Annotated in this window: 12 protein-coding genes; 4 read left to right on the forward strand and 8 right to left on the reverse strand. The window is 57.4% G+C overall.

Annotated elements, in window-relative coordinates:
* Positions 1 to 2 precede the first annotated feature (2 nt).
* The 4 genes from RGV06_RS18590 to lpxC all read left to right on the forward strand — a co-directional run bounded on the left by RGV06_RS18590 (position 3) and on the right by lpxC (position 4,456).
* Positions 3 to 869: a cell division protein FtsQ/DivIB gene (locus RGV06_RS18590; protein ID WP_019823789.1), complete on the forward strand. Its 867-nt coding sequence runs from the start codon at positions 3 to 5 to the stop codon at positions 867 to 869.
* 15 nt (positions 870 to 884) lie between these two features.
* Complete coding sequence (ftsA, locus tag RGV06_RS18595) at positions 885 to 2,144, forward strand: cell division protein FtsA (RefSeq protein ID WP_019823787.1); 1,260 nt, start codon at positions 885 to 887, stop codon at positions 2,142 to 2,144.
* Between the two features lie 73 nt (positions 2,145 to 2,217).
* Positions 2,218 to 3,432 (forward strand): cell division protein FtsZ, encoded by a 1,215-nt coding sequence (ftsZ, locus tag RGV06_RS18600; RefSeq protein ID WP_019823786.1) that lies wholly within the window; start codon positions 2,218 to 2,220, stop codon positions 3,430 to 3,432.
* 112 nt (positions 3,433 to 3,544) lie between these two features.
* The gene (gene lpxC / locus RGV06_RS18605; protein ID WP_019823785.1) at positions 3,545 to 4,456 is read left to right on the forward strand and encodes a UDP-3-O-acyl-N-acetylglucosamine deacetylase; all 912 of its coding nucleotides are present in this window, start codon (positions 3,545 to 3,547) and stop codon (positions 4,454 to 4,456) included.
* A 78-nt stretch (positions 4,457 to 4,534) separates the two neighbouring features.
* On the opposite strand, the gene RGV06_RS18610 is transcribed toward lpxC, so the two are convergent.
* The 8 genes from RGV06_RS18610 to RGV06_RS18645 all read right to left on the reverse strand — a co-directional run bounded on the left by RGV06_RS18610 (position 4,535) and on the right by RGV06_RS18645 (position 15,433).
* A complete protein-coding gene (locus RGV06_RS18610; RefSeq protein WP_019823784.1) occupies positions 4,535 to 6,013 on the reverse strand; it encodes a sensor domain-containing diguanylate cyclase in 1,479 nt (492 codons plus the stop codon).
* 131 nt (positions 6,014 to 6,144) lie between these two features.
* Positions 6,145 to 7,464 (reverse strand): OprD family porin, encoded by a 1,320-nt coding sequence (locus RGV06_RS18615; RefSeq protein WP_322150816.1) that lies wholly within the window; start codon positions 7,462 to 7,464, stop codon positions 6,145 to 6,147.
* Positions 7,465 to 7,655: 191 nt separating this feature from the next.
* On the reverse strand, positions 7,656 to 7,862 hold the full coding sequence (locus RGV06_RS18620) for a hypothetical protein (RefSeq protein WP_235428601.1): 207 nt from the start codon (positions 7,860 to 7,862) through the stop codon (positions 7,656 to 7,658).
* A 355-nt stretch (positions 7,863 to 8,217) separates the two neighbouring features.
* Positions 8,218 to 8,877, reverse strand: a complete 660-nt coding sequence (locus RGV06_RS18625; protein ID WP_198822897.1) for a hypothetical protein — start codon at positions 8,875 to 8,877, stop codon at positions 8,218 to 8,220.
* A gap of 254 nt (positions 8,878 to 9,131) precedes the next feature.
* On the reverse strand, positions 9,132 to 10,520 hold the full coding sequence (locus RGV06_RS18630; protein WP_198820806.1) for a heavy metal sensor histidine kinase: 1,389 nt from the start codon (positions 10,518 to 10,520) through the stop codon (positions 9,132 to 9,134).
* Entirely contained in the window at positions 10,513 to 11,187 is a 675-nt protein-coding gene (locus tag RGV06_RS18635; protein WP_019823773.1) for a heavy metal response regulator transcription factor, read from the reverse strand. Before RGV06_RS18635 ends, RGV06_RS18630 begins: the two co-directional genes overlap by 8 nt.
* A gap of 8 nt (positions 11,188 to 11,195) precedes the next feature.
* On the reverse strand, positions 11,196 to 14,291 hold the full coding sequence (locus RGV06_RS18640) for a multidrug efflux RND transporter permease subunit (protein WP_322150819.1): 3,096 nt from the start codon (positions 14,289 to 14,291) through the stop codon (positions 11,196 to 11,198).
* Positions 14,288 to 15,433, reverse strand: coding sequence for an efflux RND transporter periplasmic adaptor subunit (locus tag RGV06_RS18645; RefSeq protein ID WP_019823770.1), 1,146 nt, complete (start codon positions 15,431 to 15,433; stop codon positions 14,288 to 14,290). The genes RGV06_RS18640 and RGV06_RS18645 overlap by 4 nt, the downstream gene beginning before the upstream one ends.
* Positions 15,434 to 15,520: the final 87 nt, after the last annotated feature.

The raw sequence follows: 15,520 nt of genomic DNA on the forward strand, positions 1-15,520 counted from the left end.
CCATGCAAGGTGCATCGCTTCGTCATCAACCACCCGCTCCCGGCCGCAAGCCGGTGCCGCGTGGCGCCAGCCGGATGGTGGCGAAAGAGCCGATGTCGGTGCGTTTGCCAAAAGCCAATTTTGGCTTTTTGAAAGCCTTGTTCTGGCCGGTACTGCTGGTGGCGTTGGGTTATGGCACCTACGAAGGTGCACAACGCTTGATGCCGTATGCGGATCGGCCGATCACCAATGTCAACGTGCAGGGTGATTTGACTTACATCAGCCAGCAAGCCGTGCAGCAGCGCATCGCCCCTTATGTGGCGGCGAGTTTCTTCACGGTAGACCTGGCAGGCATGCGCACCGAGCTTGAGCAAATGCCATGGATCGCACACGCCGAGGTTCGGCGTGTGTGGCCCGACCAGGTGGTGATTCGCCTTGAAGAGCAACTGCCGGTTGCCCGCTGGGGTGATGAAGCATTGCTGAACAACCAGGGCCAGGCATTCACGCCGCGTGAGCTGGCCAACTATGAGCATTTGCCGCAGCTGTTTGGTCCCCAACGGGCTCAGCAGCAAGTGATGCAGCAGTATCAGGTGTTGAGCCAGATGCTGCGTCCGATGGGCTTTTCAATTGCCCGGTTGGAATTGCGTGAGCGCGGTAGCTGGTTCCTGACCACCGGAGCTGGTAGTGCAGGACCTGGAATCGAGTTGCTGTTGGGGCGCGATCACCTGGTGGAAAAAATGCGTCGCTTCATAGCCATCTATGAAAAAACGCTGAAAGAACAGATTACAAACATAGCGCGCATCGATTTGCGTTATGCCAACGGATTGGCCGTCGGCTGGCGGGAACCTGTGGCACCCACGATAGCCCAACCCGCTGTCGCGAAGAATTAAGAAGAGGCAGGACCCATGGCAAACGTGCAAAGCGGAAAAATGATCGTCGGTCTCGATATCGGCACCTCCAAGGTGGTGGCGCTGGTGGGCGAGGTCGGTGAAGACGGCACGATCGAAATCGTCGGTATTGGCACGCATCCGTCCCGGGGCCTGAAGAAAGGCGTGGTGGTGAACATCGAGTCCACCGTGCAATCGATCCAGCGCGCCATCGAAGAAGCGCAGCTGATGGCCGGTTGCCGGATTCACTCGGCGTTTGTCGGCGTTGCCGGCAACCACATCCGCAGCCTGAACTCCCACGGCATCGTGGCGATTCGGGATCGCGAAGTCAGCTCGGCCGACCTTGAGCGTGTTCTCGACGCCGCACAGGCCGTCGCGATCCCGGCTGACCAGCGTGTACTGCATACCCTGGCGCAGGACTACGTGATCGATAACCAGGAGGGCGTTCGCGAGCCACTGGGCATGTCGGGCGTGCGTCTGGAAGCCAAGGTTCACGTAGTGACGTGCGCCGTGAATGCCGCACAGAACATCGAGAAATGCGTGCGCCGCTGTGGTCTTGAGGTGGACGACATCATCCTCGAGCAACTGGCGTCGGCTTACTCGGTGCTGACCGATGATGAAAAAGAATTGGGCGTTTGCCTGGTCGATATCGGCGGCGGCACCACTGACATCGCGATCTTCACCGAAGGCGCGATTCGCCACACGGCAGTGATCCCAATTGCGGGTGATCAGGTGACCAACGACATCGCGATGGCGCTGCGTACACCGACCCAATATGCCGAAGAAATCAAGATTCGCTACGCCTGTGCACTGGCCAAACTGGCTGGCGCCGGCGAAACCATCAAGGTGCCGAGCGTAGGCGATCGCCCACCGCGCGAGCTGTCGCGTCAGGCGTTGGCCGAAGTGGTCGAGCCGCGTTACGACGAACTGTTCACCCTGATTCAGGCTGAGCTGCGTCGCAGCGGCTACGAAGATTTGATCCCGGCGGGCATCGTGTTGACCGGTGGTACTTCAAAGATGGAAGGCGCGGTCGAACTGGCCGAAGAGATCTTCCACATGCCGGTCCGCCTGGGCGTGCCGCACAGCTTCAAGGGCTTGACCGACGTTGTGCGTAATCCGATTTACTCCACCGCTGTGGGCTTGTTGCTGTACGGGCTGCAAAAGCAGTCAGACGGTATTTCCATGTCGGGTATCAGCAACCGCGACAACTACAGCAGTGACGAACAAAAAGCCCCTGTGTTTGAGCGCCTGAAGCGCTGGGTGCAGGGCAACTTTTAAAGCTTGAGCTGTAAAAAGATTCAAAGCGGTAGAAGTAGGCGAAAAAAACTAGAGAACTGAAAGGAGAGGGACCATGTTCGAACTCGTAGACAACATCCCGCAAAGCCCGGTAATTAAAGTTATCGGTGTTGGTGGTGGCGGTGGCAATGCTGTTAACCACATGGTTAAGAGCAACATCGAAGGCGTGGAATTCATCTGCGCCAACACTGACGCGCAAGCGCTGAAAAGCATCGGTGCGCGCACGATCCTGCAATTGGGCACTGGTGTGACCAAGGGCCTGGGTGCCGGCGCAAATCCAGAGGTAGGCCGTCAGGCCGCTCTGGAAGACCGCGAGCGCATCGCTGAAGTGTTGCAGGGCACCAATATGGTGTTCATCACCACGGGCATGGGCGGTGGTACCGGTACCGGTGCTGCGCCGATCATTGCCGAAGTGGCCAAGGAAATGGGGATTCTCACCGTTGCGGTGGTGACTCGTCCGTTCCCGTTCGAAGGTCGCAAGCGCATGCAGATCGCTGACGAAGGTATTCGTCTGCTGTCCGAAAGCGTCGATTCGTTGATCACGATTCCGAACGAAAAACTGCTGACCATCCTCGGCAAGGACGCAAGCCTGCTGTCGGCTTTCGCCAAGGCCGATGACGTGCTGGCCGGTGCCGTGCGCGGTATCTCCGACATCATCAAGCGTCCGGGCATGATCAACGTCGACTTTGCCGACGTGCGTACCGTGATGAGCGAAATGGGCATGGCAATGATGGGCACTGGCTGCGCCAGCGGTCCGAACCGTGCACGTGAAGCGACCGAAGCGGCTATCCGCAACCCGTTGCTGGAAGACGTAAACCTGGAAGGCGCTCGCGGCATCCTGGTCAACATCACCGCCGGTCCTGACCTGTCTCTGGGTGAGTACTCCGACGTGGGTAGCATCATCGAAGCCTTTGCTTCCGAGCACGCGATGGTGAAGGTCGGTACCGTTATCGATCCGGACATGCGCGACGAACTGCATGTGACCGTGGTTGCTACCGGTCTGGGCGCAAAAATCGAGAAGCCGGTCAAGGTCATCGACAACAGCGTTCAAGCCTCGTACGCAGCTTCTGCGGCACACAACGCACCTGCTCGTCAGGAAGCGCGTACCGAGCGTCAGGAACAACCGGTGGTTAACTACCGTGATCTGGACCGCCCGACCGTGATGCGTAACCAGGCACAGCAAGGCGCGACGACCGCTGCCAAGCTCAATCCTCAAGACGATCTGGATTACCTGGACATCCCGGCTTTCCTTCGTCGACAGGCTGATTAATGAAATCAATCAGGGCTATTAAGGTGATTGGTATTCAGCAAAGGCTCGGTCTGCTATTATCCCCAGCCTTTGTTGATACCTATTCGCAATTTGCGCTGAAGCGGCCAATGCCATGATTAAGCAACGCACCCTGAAAAATATTATCCGTGCCACAGGTGTCGGCCTGCACTCCGGTGAGAAGGTCTACCTGACCCTCAAGCCTGCCCCTGTGGACACCGGCATCGTGTTTTGTCGTGCAGACCTTGACCCTGTTGTGCAGATCCCTGCCCGCGCGGAAAACGTCGGCGAGACAACGATGTCGACCACGTTGGTCAACGGCGATGTAAAAGTAGACACGGTAGAGCACTTGCTCTCGGCCATGGCTGGCCTGGGGATCGATAACGCCTACGTCGAACTCTCCGCGTCTGAAGTCCCGATTATGGACGGTAGCGCCGGACCTTTCGTGTTCCTGATTCAATCTGCCGGCCTGGAAGAGCAGGACGCGCCGAAGAAGTTCATCCGTATCCTGCGTGAAGTGACAGTGGAAGACGGCGACAAGCGCGCCACTTTCGTCCCTTTCGAAGGGTTCAAAGTGAGCTTCGAGATCGATTTCGATCACCCGGTTTTCCGTAACCGTACCCAAAGTGCAACCGTAGACTTCTCAAGCACTTCGTTTGTTAAAGAAGTCAGCCGCGCACGTACTTTTGGTTTCATGAGTGATATCGAGTACCTGCGCAAGCACAATCTCGCACTCGGCGGTAGCGTAGAAAACGCGATCGTGGTCGACGCGGATGGAGTACTAAACGAAGACGGCCTTCGCTATGAAGACGAATTCGTGAAGCACAAGATCCTCGACGCAATTGGCGATCTTTACCTGTTGGGCAATAGCCTGATCGGTGAATTCAAGGGCTTCAAGTCTGGCCATGCACTGAACAACCAGCTGATTCGCAAGCTGCTTGAGCAGACCGATGCGTGGGAAGTCGTGACCTTTGAAGATGCCAGCACTGCACCGATCTCGTACATGCGTCCGGTTGCGGCAGTTTAAGTAAAACTTCTTTCTCTAGTTTTTGAAGGCCACCTCCGGGTGGTCTTTTTTTTGTTTGTGATTTAACCACGCCATGCTCTATTCCGTGGGTTTTGGTTTAAGTGCATTGAGCCCGGTTTCATTGATATCCATTACCCGGTTTCTACCGCGCTTCTTGGCTTGATAAAGCGCTTTATCGGCAGTGCTGATCAGTTCTTCCTGAACGTCGCCTGGTTTGGCATAGCGAGTACAGGCACCCAGACTGACAGTGAGCTTGTTCGTTGCGGTGTTGGCCGGTTGCATGTGTTCCACCGCGCTGCGAATTTTTTCAGCCAGCAGGCGAGTGCCCGCAGCGTCTGTCTCCGTCAGGACAACCGCAAACTCTTCTCCGCCATAGCGGGCCGCCAGATCAGCGGGGCGGCGCACATGGGCATTGATTGCCTGTGCGACCCGACGCAAGGCTTCATCGCCTGCCTGATGGCCGTAGCTGTCGTTGAAGGCCTTGAAGTGATCGATATCAATCATGATCAATGACAGGGGGGCGCCTGAGCGTTGAGCGCGTCGCCATTCCAGATCCAGTGTTTTATCCAGCATGCGTCGATTGGCCAGTCCGGTAAGCGGATCGGTGGAGGCCAGGGTTGCAAGCTCTCGTTCTGCGCGTTGACGCAGGCCTAGTTCGCGAACCAGTAGCCAGGTAAGCCAGAGCAAACCCAGGCAGAGCAGCAGCGTTGCGCTACCGATCAACAAGGCTGTGTGCTGCCAATTACTGAAAATGTGCTCGGTTGACAAGGCCACCACGACCACCATGGGCAGCTCGCTGACTTGAGCGAAGTTGTAAAGACGCTCCAGGTTGTAGGCACCGGACATAGCGGTAAAGCTGCCATAACGCTCTGTGAGAAAACGCAAAAAGATCGGCGTTTGGCTGAGGTCCTGACCGGTGTAAAACTTGGTAGTCGCAGGAGACTGAATCAGCAGGATACCGTCCGTGCTGATGAGGCTGATGTTGCCTGTAGGTCCAAGGTCCAGCCCGCGGAACAGATTCTGAAAGTAGCTCAATTTCATCTGGGCAACGGCGACGCCGCCAAACGTGCCGTCCGGAGCCGTAATTCGGCGGCTCAAAATCAGGTTCCAGTCATTGGGTATCCCGCTGACGAGCAGGGGGCGACTGATGAAGAGTTCATCGCTTTTTGCTTTGAGGTGCGCCCTGAACCAAGGCTGCTGAAGAGCGTTGTCCAGCAAGGGTACCGTCGGCCGAGAGCTGGCAATCAGTTTGCCTTCGGCATCGAGTACAAAGAACCCTGCGTTGGAAGGCGCTTCAATGGCTCTGTCGAAGAGCACCGACTTTTGAGTCTGTGGCGAAAGAGGGGCCAGTGCCTGGCTTTGCATCAGTTTGATCAGGTTGCTCAGGGAGGTGTCGTAGATCGAGAACGTGTTACGAATATCCCGGCTGATCAACTGCACAATGTTCAACGCCGCGCGTGCGGCGTCTTCTTCGGTATTGCGGAACTCCCTGACCAGCAAATAGCCAACGATGCTGAGGATGGCCAGCACCGAGAGGGCGCTGGCCCCGACCAGCATGCGTCGAGTGATGATGTGTGAACGCGGGGAGAATGGAATGGCCTTGCCCTCACAGATACGATTCGTGCCCTGCCATAAGGTGATGCCTTACAGAGATAAGGCCAGCTAAAAGCTGGCCTTATGGTCAAGGATTAAAACACATCAATAGGATAGTCGACGATTACCCGGTACTCATCGACATCGTTGTCGACGCTCTGGTAAGCCGTGTTACCGCGGTTGGTTGCCCAGCGCAGGCTTACTGCCAGATCCTTGGCCTTGCCTTCCTGAAGTACGTACTTGACCCCCAGATCGCGCTCCCAGTGATGGGCATTCTTGCCTGCGGGGTTGTACCAGTTGCTGTAGCCGATGCTGTTGGCGTCAGCCTTAGTCAAATCCAGCTCGCCGCGTGAGTAGGAAGCACTGGTCGTCAGACCTGGAATACCGAGCCCGACAAAGTCATATTCGTATTGCAGCTTCCAGGAGCGTTCGTTCGGGCCGTTGAAGTCCGAATATTGCTGCGAGTTGTCGAGGTATACGCTGTCACCCTGATAGAGGTAGTCAAAAGGCGTGTTGCCGTTGACCCGCTGGTAGACCGCCGTCACCTTGTGTCCGTCGACTCCGACCGCGAAGTGCAGGCTGAAGGTGTTGTTGTCGATATCCCCCAGCAGCGCCTTACCGGTGTCCTGGGTGTGATAGAAATGCAGGCCGGGATTAAGGCTGATGCTCTCGGTCAGCGCATAGGTGTAATCCAGGTCGTAGTAGTACTGGTTCCAGATATCCTGCAGCTGGGCCGCATATAAATTGCTGGTAATCCCAGGCACACCGCTCCAGGACGTACCGGCCCAGGTGATGTGCTTGCTGCCCTGATCGCCAAGGTCGCCGTAGGTGGTTGTCAGACGGCGCATGCCACTCTGGTTGTAGGGCTTTTCAAAGCTGACCTGGCCGCCTTCGAACATCCAGCCATCGAAGCTGTGATTGGTCAGGCTGACACCGCGAAAGGTCTGCGGCAGCATGCGAGTTTCGCCGCCGGCAATCACCGGGTTGGTCAAAAACAGATCGCCTGCCTTGAGTTCGGTATCAAATGCCCGAATTTTCAATGCCGCACCGGCAGACGAGAAGGATGTGGGGGCTTTGCCGTTACCATCACTGACCGGCAGGATGCTGCTGCCGTCCGTGCCGCCACCGCCGTCGAGCTTGAGCCCAAGCAGGGCGTAGGCATCAAGGCCGAAGCCGACCGTGCCCTGAGTGAAGCCCGACTCAAATTTACCGACGAAACCTTGGCCCCATTCCTTGCTGTCATCGGCATGGGGGCTGCGGATATCGTGGTTCATGTAGTAGTTGCGGGCGTTAATTTTGAGGCTTGAGCCTTCGATAAAGCCGTCTTTTGAGGCGTCGTCAGCGGCATGGGTGAAAGTGGGGATCGTTGCAGCCAGGGCAATGAATAACGGACTGAGTTTTAGTGAGTACTTCACCAGTGAGTTGCTCCTTGAGAGTGGCGGCAGTTGTTATTTTGATCAAAGAAACTGTGCTTGCTTGATCGCACTCCAGAGAGGCAGTGCTTTTTTTTTAAACAAAAAAAAGCCGCTATGATAGCGGCTTTTGAAACAATCAGTCACATGCATGGCATATGGCTGACTGGGTCGGGAAGTTTGAAAGCGTTGGATCAACTGTCTTTTGCTTCATCCGAAACGCTGGCTTTGGCCTGCTTTTGCTGGGGCTTGGCGTCGTTTTGTTGACGTGCCGTCAGCTCTGCCTGGTTCTGCTCAAAAGAAGCTGCGCGTGCCGCATTTTGTGCGACGAATGCAGGGGATTCTTCCGCCATGGCCAAAGGCGACAACAACAAAGACGACAAAACGAAAACGCTAGCCATACCCATACTGCTGGACATTTCAAAGACCTTCTTGCTTAGCAAGTGCTGTGTGATGGCCTAAATCTATAGCGGTGCGAGGTGGCGAAAAAGCCATGTTTTGGACAAGGACTTTTGCGTTTAAAGTAACAAACCGGGAGATGAGCGAGCTAGACACATCAAGCCCGCGAGAACTGAGCAGGGTGGCAATCCTTTTGACGTCAAAGGTTGCAGCCTTGCTCAGCTCCTGCGGGGATGGATGACACAGATGCACCGTCATTGCGTCACGCGCCGGGCAATGTGTACTGGGGCTCAATACGATGGTCAACGCGCGTTAAGATTGAATTTCGCCTGCAAGAATGACGTGCTCAGGACGCTGTTACACGACTGTAAACTTGATCGTGGCTAGCGAAACCTCATGGTTCAGGCGCGAATCCCATAATGAGGCATAGACCGTATTAACTCCCGGAAAAGCCGGGTTGGCCCACGTGGTAACTTCAAAGTTAGGGAATGCTGCGCCCATACCAAGGCCAGGACCTCCGGGTCGCTCATACCGAACAGTGTAGAAGTGGGCTTCCTCAGGTCGAATACCTGTTGTTTTTACTTTAAGCGTTATTGAAGCCTCTTTTATATATTCGCTGTTGTGAGGAGGTGAAACAGTCTCGATTTTTGGGGTGGTTGGAATAATGGCTTTAACAGGAATTGTTTTGGAAGTTGTAAGGTTAAGGTAGGTGGCTTTCATGGTTAAAGAAAAGCTTTTTGTCACCGGCCCTGTGATAAGACAGTTTCGAGCGCTGGTATTGGTGATGTTGAAGTTCGGCATGTGCGGGCTGGTGCTCATGCTCCAGTAAACGACCCCATCGTACACGGTGTTGCCGTTGGCATCCTGAACCAGTGAGGGCGTCCGGATAGTGCATCCTGTATTGATGGGGGTGTCAGTGTCGCCGCTACCGCCGATTAAAATCCGGGTCGCGGGTCCTGCTAACACGTGGGTATCATTGTTTTTGGTGAAGTCGTCACTGCTATTGAAGTCATTCATGAGAACTACCTGTTCAGGAAAGTTAAGTGTGTTGGGTAGCGGACTTTAATTAAGGGCAGTTGTGTTGGGTATTTATTGCTTGTCGCAGGGGGAGTATGAGGAGGGGGGGGTGAGTCGTCTACTGTCATAATTAGCAGGTGTGATTATGATGCTGGGTATTTATTGTGCGTGAAAAGTTATGGTGGTTCTAAGATGTATGTGTTTAATGTGTTTGCGGAAGGGGTGTTATTGTTTGATGTTGTGTTTATAGGTGTTTAGATCTGGGGCTCGGGGAGTGTCAGTCCAAATATATTTCTACCGTGTTGGCTGCGTACAAACACGTCGCCGCCGTGCATGTGTGCAATCGCTTTAACAATGGCCAGCCCCAATCCGTGATTGGCGCCACTGTTATAGCGGGCCGCATCAACGCGATAAAAGCGCTCGAACAGGCGAGGTAAATGTTCTTGGGCAATCGGCTCGCCAGGATTGCTGATACTGATGGTCACCTGATCCTCCGTACGACTGATCTGTACGTCAATCGATTGCCCGGCCTCGGTGTGCTGCACAGCATTGCTCAGCAAGTTGATCAGTGCCCTGCGCAGATGGGCTTTTTCGATATTGACCTGAGCATCGCCGCTCACCCTCACATCAACCTGCGCGTCCTCAAGAATGAACTCCAGATAATCCAGGGTCGTGGCCACTTCATCTGCCAGGGACGCCCGGGTCAGTTTGCTCGCCTTGCTCCCCTGATCGGCGCTGGCCAGAAACAGCATGTCATTGATGATACTGCGCAGGCGCTCCAGTTCTTCGAGGTTGGATTGCAACACCTCAAAGTAGTGCTCGGCCGAACGCCCCCGCGTCAGTGCAACCTGGGTTTGGCCAATCAGGTTGGTCAGGGGTGAGCGCAGTTCATGGGCCACGTCGGCATTGAACGACTCCAGCCGCGTATAGGCCAACTCGACGCGTTCGAGGGTTGCGTTAAAGGCGCTGACCAGTTGCTCCAGTTCCGGAGCCATGGGTGCGAGGTGTAAGCGTCCAGACAACCGTGGGGGAGCCAGTTTTTGCGCGGCCTCAGACAAAATGTTCAACGGCTTGAGGCCGATCCTTGCCACCCAATAACCGAGCAGTGAGGCCAGCAGAACACCAATAGCCGCCAAGCTGATTAACGCGATCAGCAAGTGGTGCTGGGTCTGACGAAAGGTTTGCGTATCGATGGCTATTAAAAAGCGCATCGCCGGGCGTTGTTCCTTGGCCGGGATCTGGCTGATCAGCACGTTGAAAGGATAAGCCTGACCAGGCAGCTGCAGGTCCCGAACACCGGTCGGGCCTTGGGCGAACTCGCGTACGGCGGCTTCGGGGTTGCCATATTCATAGAGCGGGTCCGAACTGATTGCCCAGAATCGGATGCGTTTGTCTTCTTCGCTGAGCAACTTAAGCTTGGCGCTGATTTTGGCCCAGTGTTCGGGCGTGCCGTAACGATTTACGGAAGACTCCAGCACGCTGTAACGCGCATCCAGTTCTGCTTCCGGCAGACGGCTAATACTTTTGTCGACCTGCTGATACAGCGCACCGCCGATCAGCACAAACACCAGCAGCGCCACGAGGGCAAACATTGCACTCAGGCGCAGGGCGATCGAATTCAGGGTGCTGAGTCGCTTAAACACCACGCCGCTCCAGCACGTAACCCATGCCGCGAATGGTGTGCAGCAGCTTGTGCTCGAAGGGGCCGTCGAGCTTGGCCCGCAAACGCTTAATGGCGACTTCGACCACGTTGGCGTCGCTGTCGAAGTTGATGTCCCAGACCATCTCGGCGATGGCCGTCTTGGAAAGAATCTCACCCTGGCGCCGCGCCAGCACGCTGAGCAGCGAAAACTCCTTGGCGGTCAGATCCAGTCGGGCTCCGGCGCGACTGGCCTTGCGGCTGATCAGGTCTATCCACAGGTCATCCACGGTCACCTGCACGGGTTCATGGCCGCCGCTGCGACGGGTCAGGGCTTGCAGGCGGGCCACCAGCTCCAGAAACGAAAACGGCTTGCCCAGGTAATCGTCGGCACCTTCGCGCAGCCCGCGAATCCGGTCTTCGACCCGCTCGCGGGCGGTCAGCATGATCACCGGCGTTTGCTTGCGCGCCCGCAAGGCACGCAGCACGCCAAAACCGTCGAGGCCGGGCAGCATCACATCGAGCACGATCACCGCGTAGTCGCTCTCCATCGCCAGGTGCAGGCCTTCGATCCCGTCGCGGGCCACATCCACCGTGTACCCTTGCTCGGTCAGGCCGCGGTGCAGGTAGTCGGCGGTTTTTTCTTCGTCTTCGATAATCAGAACGCGCATGACCCGCCTCAGTGATTCGTCGCCAGCACACTGGCGGATTTGGAGCGATGGAACATCCGCTCAAGCCACAAGTATATGACCGGCGTGGTAAACAGGGTCAGTGCCTGGCTCACCAGTAGCCCGCCAACCACGGCGATCCCCAGTGGCTGGCGCAGTTCGGCACCGGTGCCGTAGCCGAGCATCAGCGGCAGGGCACCCAGCAAAGCGGCGAGGGTGGTCATGATGATGGGCCTGAACCGCGTAATGCACGCCTGGTAGATGGCCTCTTCGGGGCTCAAACCGCGGTTGCGCTGGGCGTCGAGGGCAAAGTCGATCATCAGGATGCCATTTTTCTTGACGATACCGATCAGCAGCACCAGCCCTATCAGCGCCATGATCGAAAAGTCCTGGCCGCATATCCACAGCATCAATAGCGCCCCGACCCCTGCCGATGGCAGAGTCGAAATGATTGTCAGCGGGTGCACAAAGCTCTCATAGAGCACCCCCAGAATGATGTAAACCGCGACCAGTGCCGCCAGGATTAGCCACGGCTGGCTGGACAGCGAGCTCTGGAACGCTTGCGCAGCCCCCTGGAAGTTGCCGCTGATGGTGCTCGGCATGCCGATTTCATTTTTAGCCTGATTAAGCATCAACACGGCATCGCCCAAGGCCACGCCGGGCGCGAGGTTGAATGACAGGTTGGCTGCCGGGAACATACCGTCATGGCTGATCGAGAGCGGCCCGCTGGTAGGTGCATCAACCTTTGCCAGGGCCGACAGCGGCACCATTTCCCCGGTCAACGGCGAGCGCAGGTAGAAGTAGTTCAGGCTCTCAGCTTTGCCACGCTGCTGCGCGTCCACCTCCAGAATCACGTTGTACTGGTTGGTTTCGGTCTGAAACTCATTGACCTGCCGCTGGCCAAACGCGTCGTACAGCGCCTCATCGACATCGGTGGCAGTGAGGCCGAAGCGGGCTGCCGCGTTCCGGTCGATTCTGATATGGGTGATGCTGCCGCCCAGTTGCAGGTCGTTGGACACGTCGCGAAACGCCGGGTTGGCGCGCAGCTTTTCAGTCAGGCGCTGGGTCCAGGTGGTGAGCGTCGGGCCGTCGTTACTCTTGAGTACGTATTGATACTGGCTGCGGCTTGGCCCCGAACTGAGGTTGATGTCCTGGCCTGCGCGCAGGTACAGCACGATGCCTGGTACCTTGGCCAGTTGCGGGCGAATCCGGTCGATAAATTCGCTGGCCGACACATCGCGGTTTTTCCGGTCTTTAAGGGCAATCCAGAAGCGGCCGTTGGCGATGGTCTGGTTGCTGCCGGTCACGCCCACCGAGTGGGAAAAGGCCTGGACCGCAGGGTCGTTACTGATGATGCTGGCCAGCGCCAGGTGCTTTTGGGTCATGTCCGGGAATGAAATGTCGGACGCCGCTTCGCTGGTGCCGAGCACGAAGCCGGTGTCCTGTACCGGGAAGAACCCTTTGGGGATTAGCACGTACCCGACGATGGCCATGGCCAGCGTCACGCCGAAAATCCCCAGCATCAACCGCTGGTGCGCCAGTGCGCGTTTCAAGCCTTTTTCGTACCACGCCAGCAAGCGCTCGCCAAAGCCCGGCCTGGCGTCTGGCGTGTGCACCGGTGAACGCATAAACAGCGCGGCCAGCGTCGGGGCGAGGGTCAGTGACACCACGACTGAAATCAGGATGGTCGAGGTTGCGGTCAGGGCGAACTCTTTGAACAGCCGCCCGACCACGCCGCCCATGAACAGCAGCGGAATGAACGCGGCCACCAGCGAGAAGCTGATGGAAACCACGGTAAAACCAATCTCGCTGGAACCCTTGATCGCGGCTTCGCGCATGCTTTCGCCGGCTTCGAGATGACGGTGAATGTTCTCCACCACCACAATTGCATCGTCGACCACAAACCCTACGGCCACCACAATCGCCACCAGCGTCAGGTTGTTGAGGCTGAAGCCCAGCACATACATCAGGGCAAAACTGGCAATCAGCGAAACCCCGAGGACCGCCGACACAATCAGCGTGGCGGACCATTGGCGCAAAAACAGCGCCATCACCGCGACTACCAGCAGCACGGCAATCAGCAAGGTGATTTCAACTTCATGCAAGGATGCGCGAATGGTTTTGGTGCGGTCACTGAGCACGGTCACTTCAACCGAGGCCGGCAACATGGCTTGCAATCCGGGCAGGGCGGCCTGGATTCGGTCCACGGTTTCAACGATGTTCGCCCCCGGCTGACGTGATATCACCAGGTTGAGCCCCGGTTGATGCCCGGACCAGGCTTGTACGTAATCGTTTTCTGCACCGTTGACCACCCGTGCTACGTCGCGCAGCTGCACGGGGGCGCCGTCCTTGTACGAGACGATCAGTTGGCCGTACTCATCCGCGTCAAACAACTGATCGTTGGTCGACAGGGTAGAAATGCTCGACGGGCCGTACAGCGCGCCCTTGGCCAGATTGAGGCTGGTTCGCTGGATGGCCTGGCGAATATCGGCCAGGGTCAGGCCAATGGCGGCCAGCTTGTCGGCGGAGGCCTGGACCCTGATCGCCGGGCGTTGCTGGCCGGTGATGTTGATCAGGCCCACGCCATCAATCTGGCTGATCTGCCGGGCCAACAGGGTTTCGACATAATCGCTGAGTTCGGTGCCGGGCATGTGCATTGAACTGATGCTCAGAATCAGCACCGGGCTGTCGGCCGGGTTGACCTTCTTCCAGGTCGGCAGGGTCGGCATATCCTTGGGTAACTTGCCGGAGGCGGTGTTGATCGCCGCCTGGACTTCTTGTGCCGCGGTGTCGATGCTTTTGCTCAGGGTGAATTGCAGGGTCAGGGTGGTCGAGCCCAGCGCACTGCTGGAAGTCATTTGGGTCATGCCGGGGATGGCGCTGAACTGCACCTCCAGCGGCGTTGCCACCGATGAGGCCATGGTGTCCGGGCTGGCGCCCGGTAGCTGTGCCGACACTTGAATGGTCGGGAACTCGGCTTCGGGCAAGGGGGCGACAGGCAGGCGTGGAAAGGCGATCAACCCCACGAGCACCAGGGCGAACGTCAGCAGCACCGTGGCGACGGGGTGATCGACGCACCAGGCGGACAGCGAGCGGCTGTTGGTCATGGCTGCACCTGAGCGGCCGTTGGCTCACTCAGTATTTCAATGCGCGAACCTGGCTTGAGCCGCGACTGACCATCGCTGACCAGCGTGTCGCCCGGGTTAACGCCGGTGATGATGCTCTGCTCGGTGTCTTGATAGACCAACTGCACGGGGACTGTCTCGACGGTGTCGACCAGCACCCGGTACACAAAGTAGTTGTCCAGCCCGCGCTGCACCACCTGAGGCGGCACCACCAGCGCGTTCTTCGCCAGCCCTGACTGGATCTGGACATTGACCAGTTGGCCGGGCCACAGTGTTTGCTTGGGATTGTCGAAACGGGCTTTAACCTTGATCGTGCCAGTGGTTGCCGAGACCTGATTGTCGATCAGGCTCAAGCGGCCTTCACCCAGAGGCATGCCGCTGCTGTCGGCGTTACCGATAAAAGCTTTGACCCGGGCCGGGTCTTTGGCCGTGAGCAAGTCGTGCAGCAGGGGGAGCTGATGTTGAGGCAGCGAAAACTCGACGGCGATGGGGTCGATCTGGGTGACGGAAAACAGCCCTTGGGTATCGCTGACCCGCAGGAAGTTGCCCGCATCCACCGTACGAATCCCTACACGGCCGGTGACCGGGGAGCGTATTTGCGTATACGACAACTGCACCTGCGCCGCGGTAATTGCCGCCTGATTGCCAAGCGCCGAGGCTTTGAGCTGATTGACCAGTGCTTGTTGTTGATCGAGGGTTTGTTTGGACACGCCGTTGTCCACGCTCAACACCTGGTAGCGTTTGAGATCGGCCAGTGCCACTTGCAGTTGTGCCTGATTCTGCCCCAGTTGGGCCTTGGCCTGGTCAAGGCTGGCCTTGATCGAGCGGTCATCCAGGGTCGCCAGGAGGTCGCCAGTCTTGACCTCCTGGCCTTCGGCGACCCGTATGTCGGTGAGGATGCCGTCGATTTGGGGACGGATCATCACGCTGTGCAGCGATAACACCGCGCCAATCCCGCTGACATAGCGCGCTACATCTTGCTGCAGTACTTGAACAACCCGGACTGGCACCGCCGCGCCACCCGTGGACTTGCTGGGTGCGGGGCGGTTGAGCCACAAGGCAGTGCCACCGATCAGGGCAACGACGAGGGTGCCCAGCATGATTTTTTTAGTTGTGGTGGGCATGCCTGATAGACGCCATGTGCGTGGAGTGAGGGCTGATCAATCAGTTATAGCGTGTAGACCCGGTCAGTACGGTGACGGCTAACTGAC

The sequence above is a fragment of the Pseudomonas sp. CCI3.1 genome (assembly GCF_034313985.1).
GTDB classification, from domain to species: domain Bacteria; phylum Pseudomonadota; class Gammaproteobacteria; order Pseudomonadales; family Pseudomonadaceae; genus Aquipseudomonas; species Aquipseudomonas psychrophila.

Excerpts from the sequence above, each read along its gene's own strand:
- RGV06_RS18590 (WP_019823789.1), top strand. The coding sequence starts at position 3 with ATGCAAGGTGCATCGCTTCGTCATCAACCACCCGCTCCCGGCCGCAAG.
- ftsA (WP_019823787.1), top strand. The coding sequence starts at position 885 with ATGGCAAACGTGCAAAGCGGAAAAATGATCGTCGGTCTCGATATCGGC.
- ftsZ (WP_019823786.1), top strand. The coding sequence starts at position 2,218 with ATGTTCGAACTCGTAGACAACATCCCGCAAAGCCCGGTAATTAAAGTT.
- lpxC (WP_019823785.1), top strand. The coding sequence starts at position 3,545 with ATGATTAAGCAACGCACCCTGAAAAATATTATCCGTGCCACAGGTGTC.
- RGV06_RS18610 (WP_019823784.1), bottom strand. The coding sequence starts at position 6,013 with ATGCTGGTCGGGGCCAGCGCCCTCTCGGTGCTGGCCATCCTCAGCATC.
- RGV06_RS18620 (WP_235428601.1), bottom strand. The coding sequence starts at position 7,862 with ATGGCTAGCGTTTTCGTTTTGTCGTCTTTGTTGTTGTCGCCTTTGGCC.
- RGV06_RS18625 (WP_198822897.1), bottom strand. The coding sequence starts at position 8,877 with ATGAATGACTTCAATAGCAGTGACGACTTCACCAAAAACAATGATACC.
- RGV06_RS18635 (WP_019823773.1), bottom strand. The coding sequence starts at position 11,187 with ATGCGCGTTCTGATTATCGAAGACGAAGAAAAAACCGCCGACTACCTG.
- RGV06_RS18640 (WP_322150819.1), bottom strand. The coding sequence starts at position 14,291 with ATGACCAACAGCCGCTCGCTGTCCGCCTGGTGCGTCGATCACCCCGTC.
- RGV06_RS18645 (WP_019823770.1), bottom strand. The coding sequence starts at position 15,433 with ATGCCCACCACAACTAAAAAAATCATGCTGGGCACCCTCGTCGTTGCC.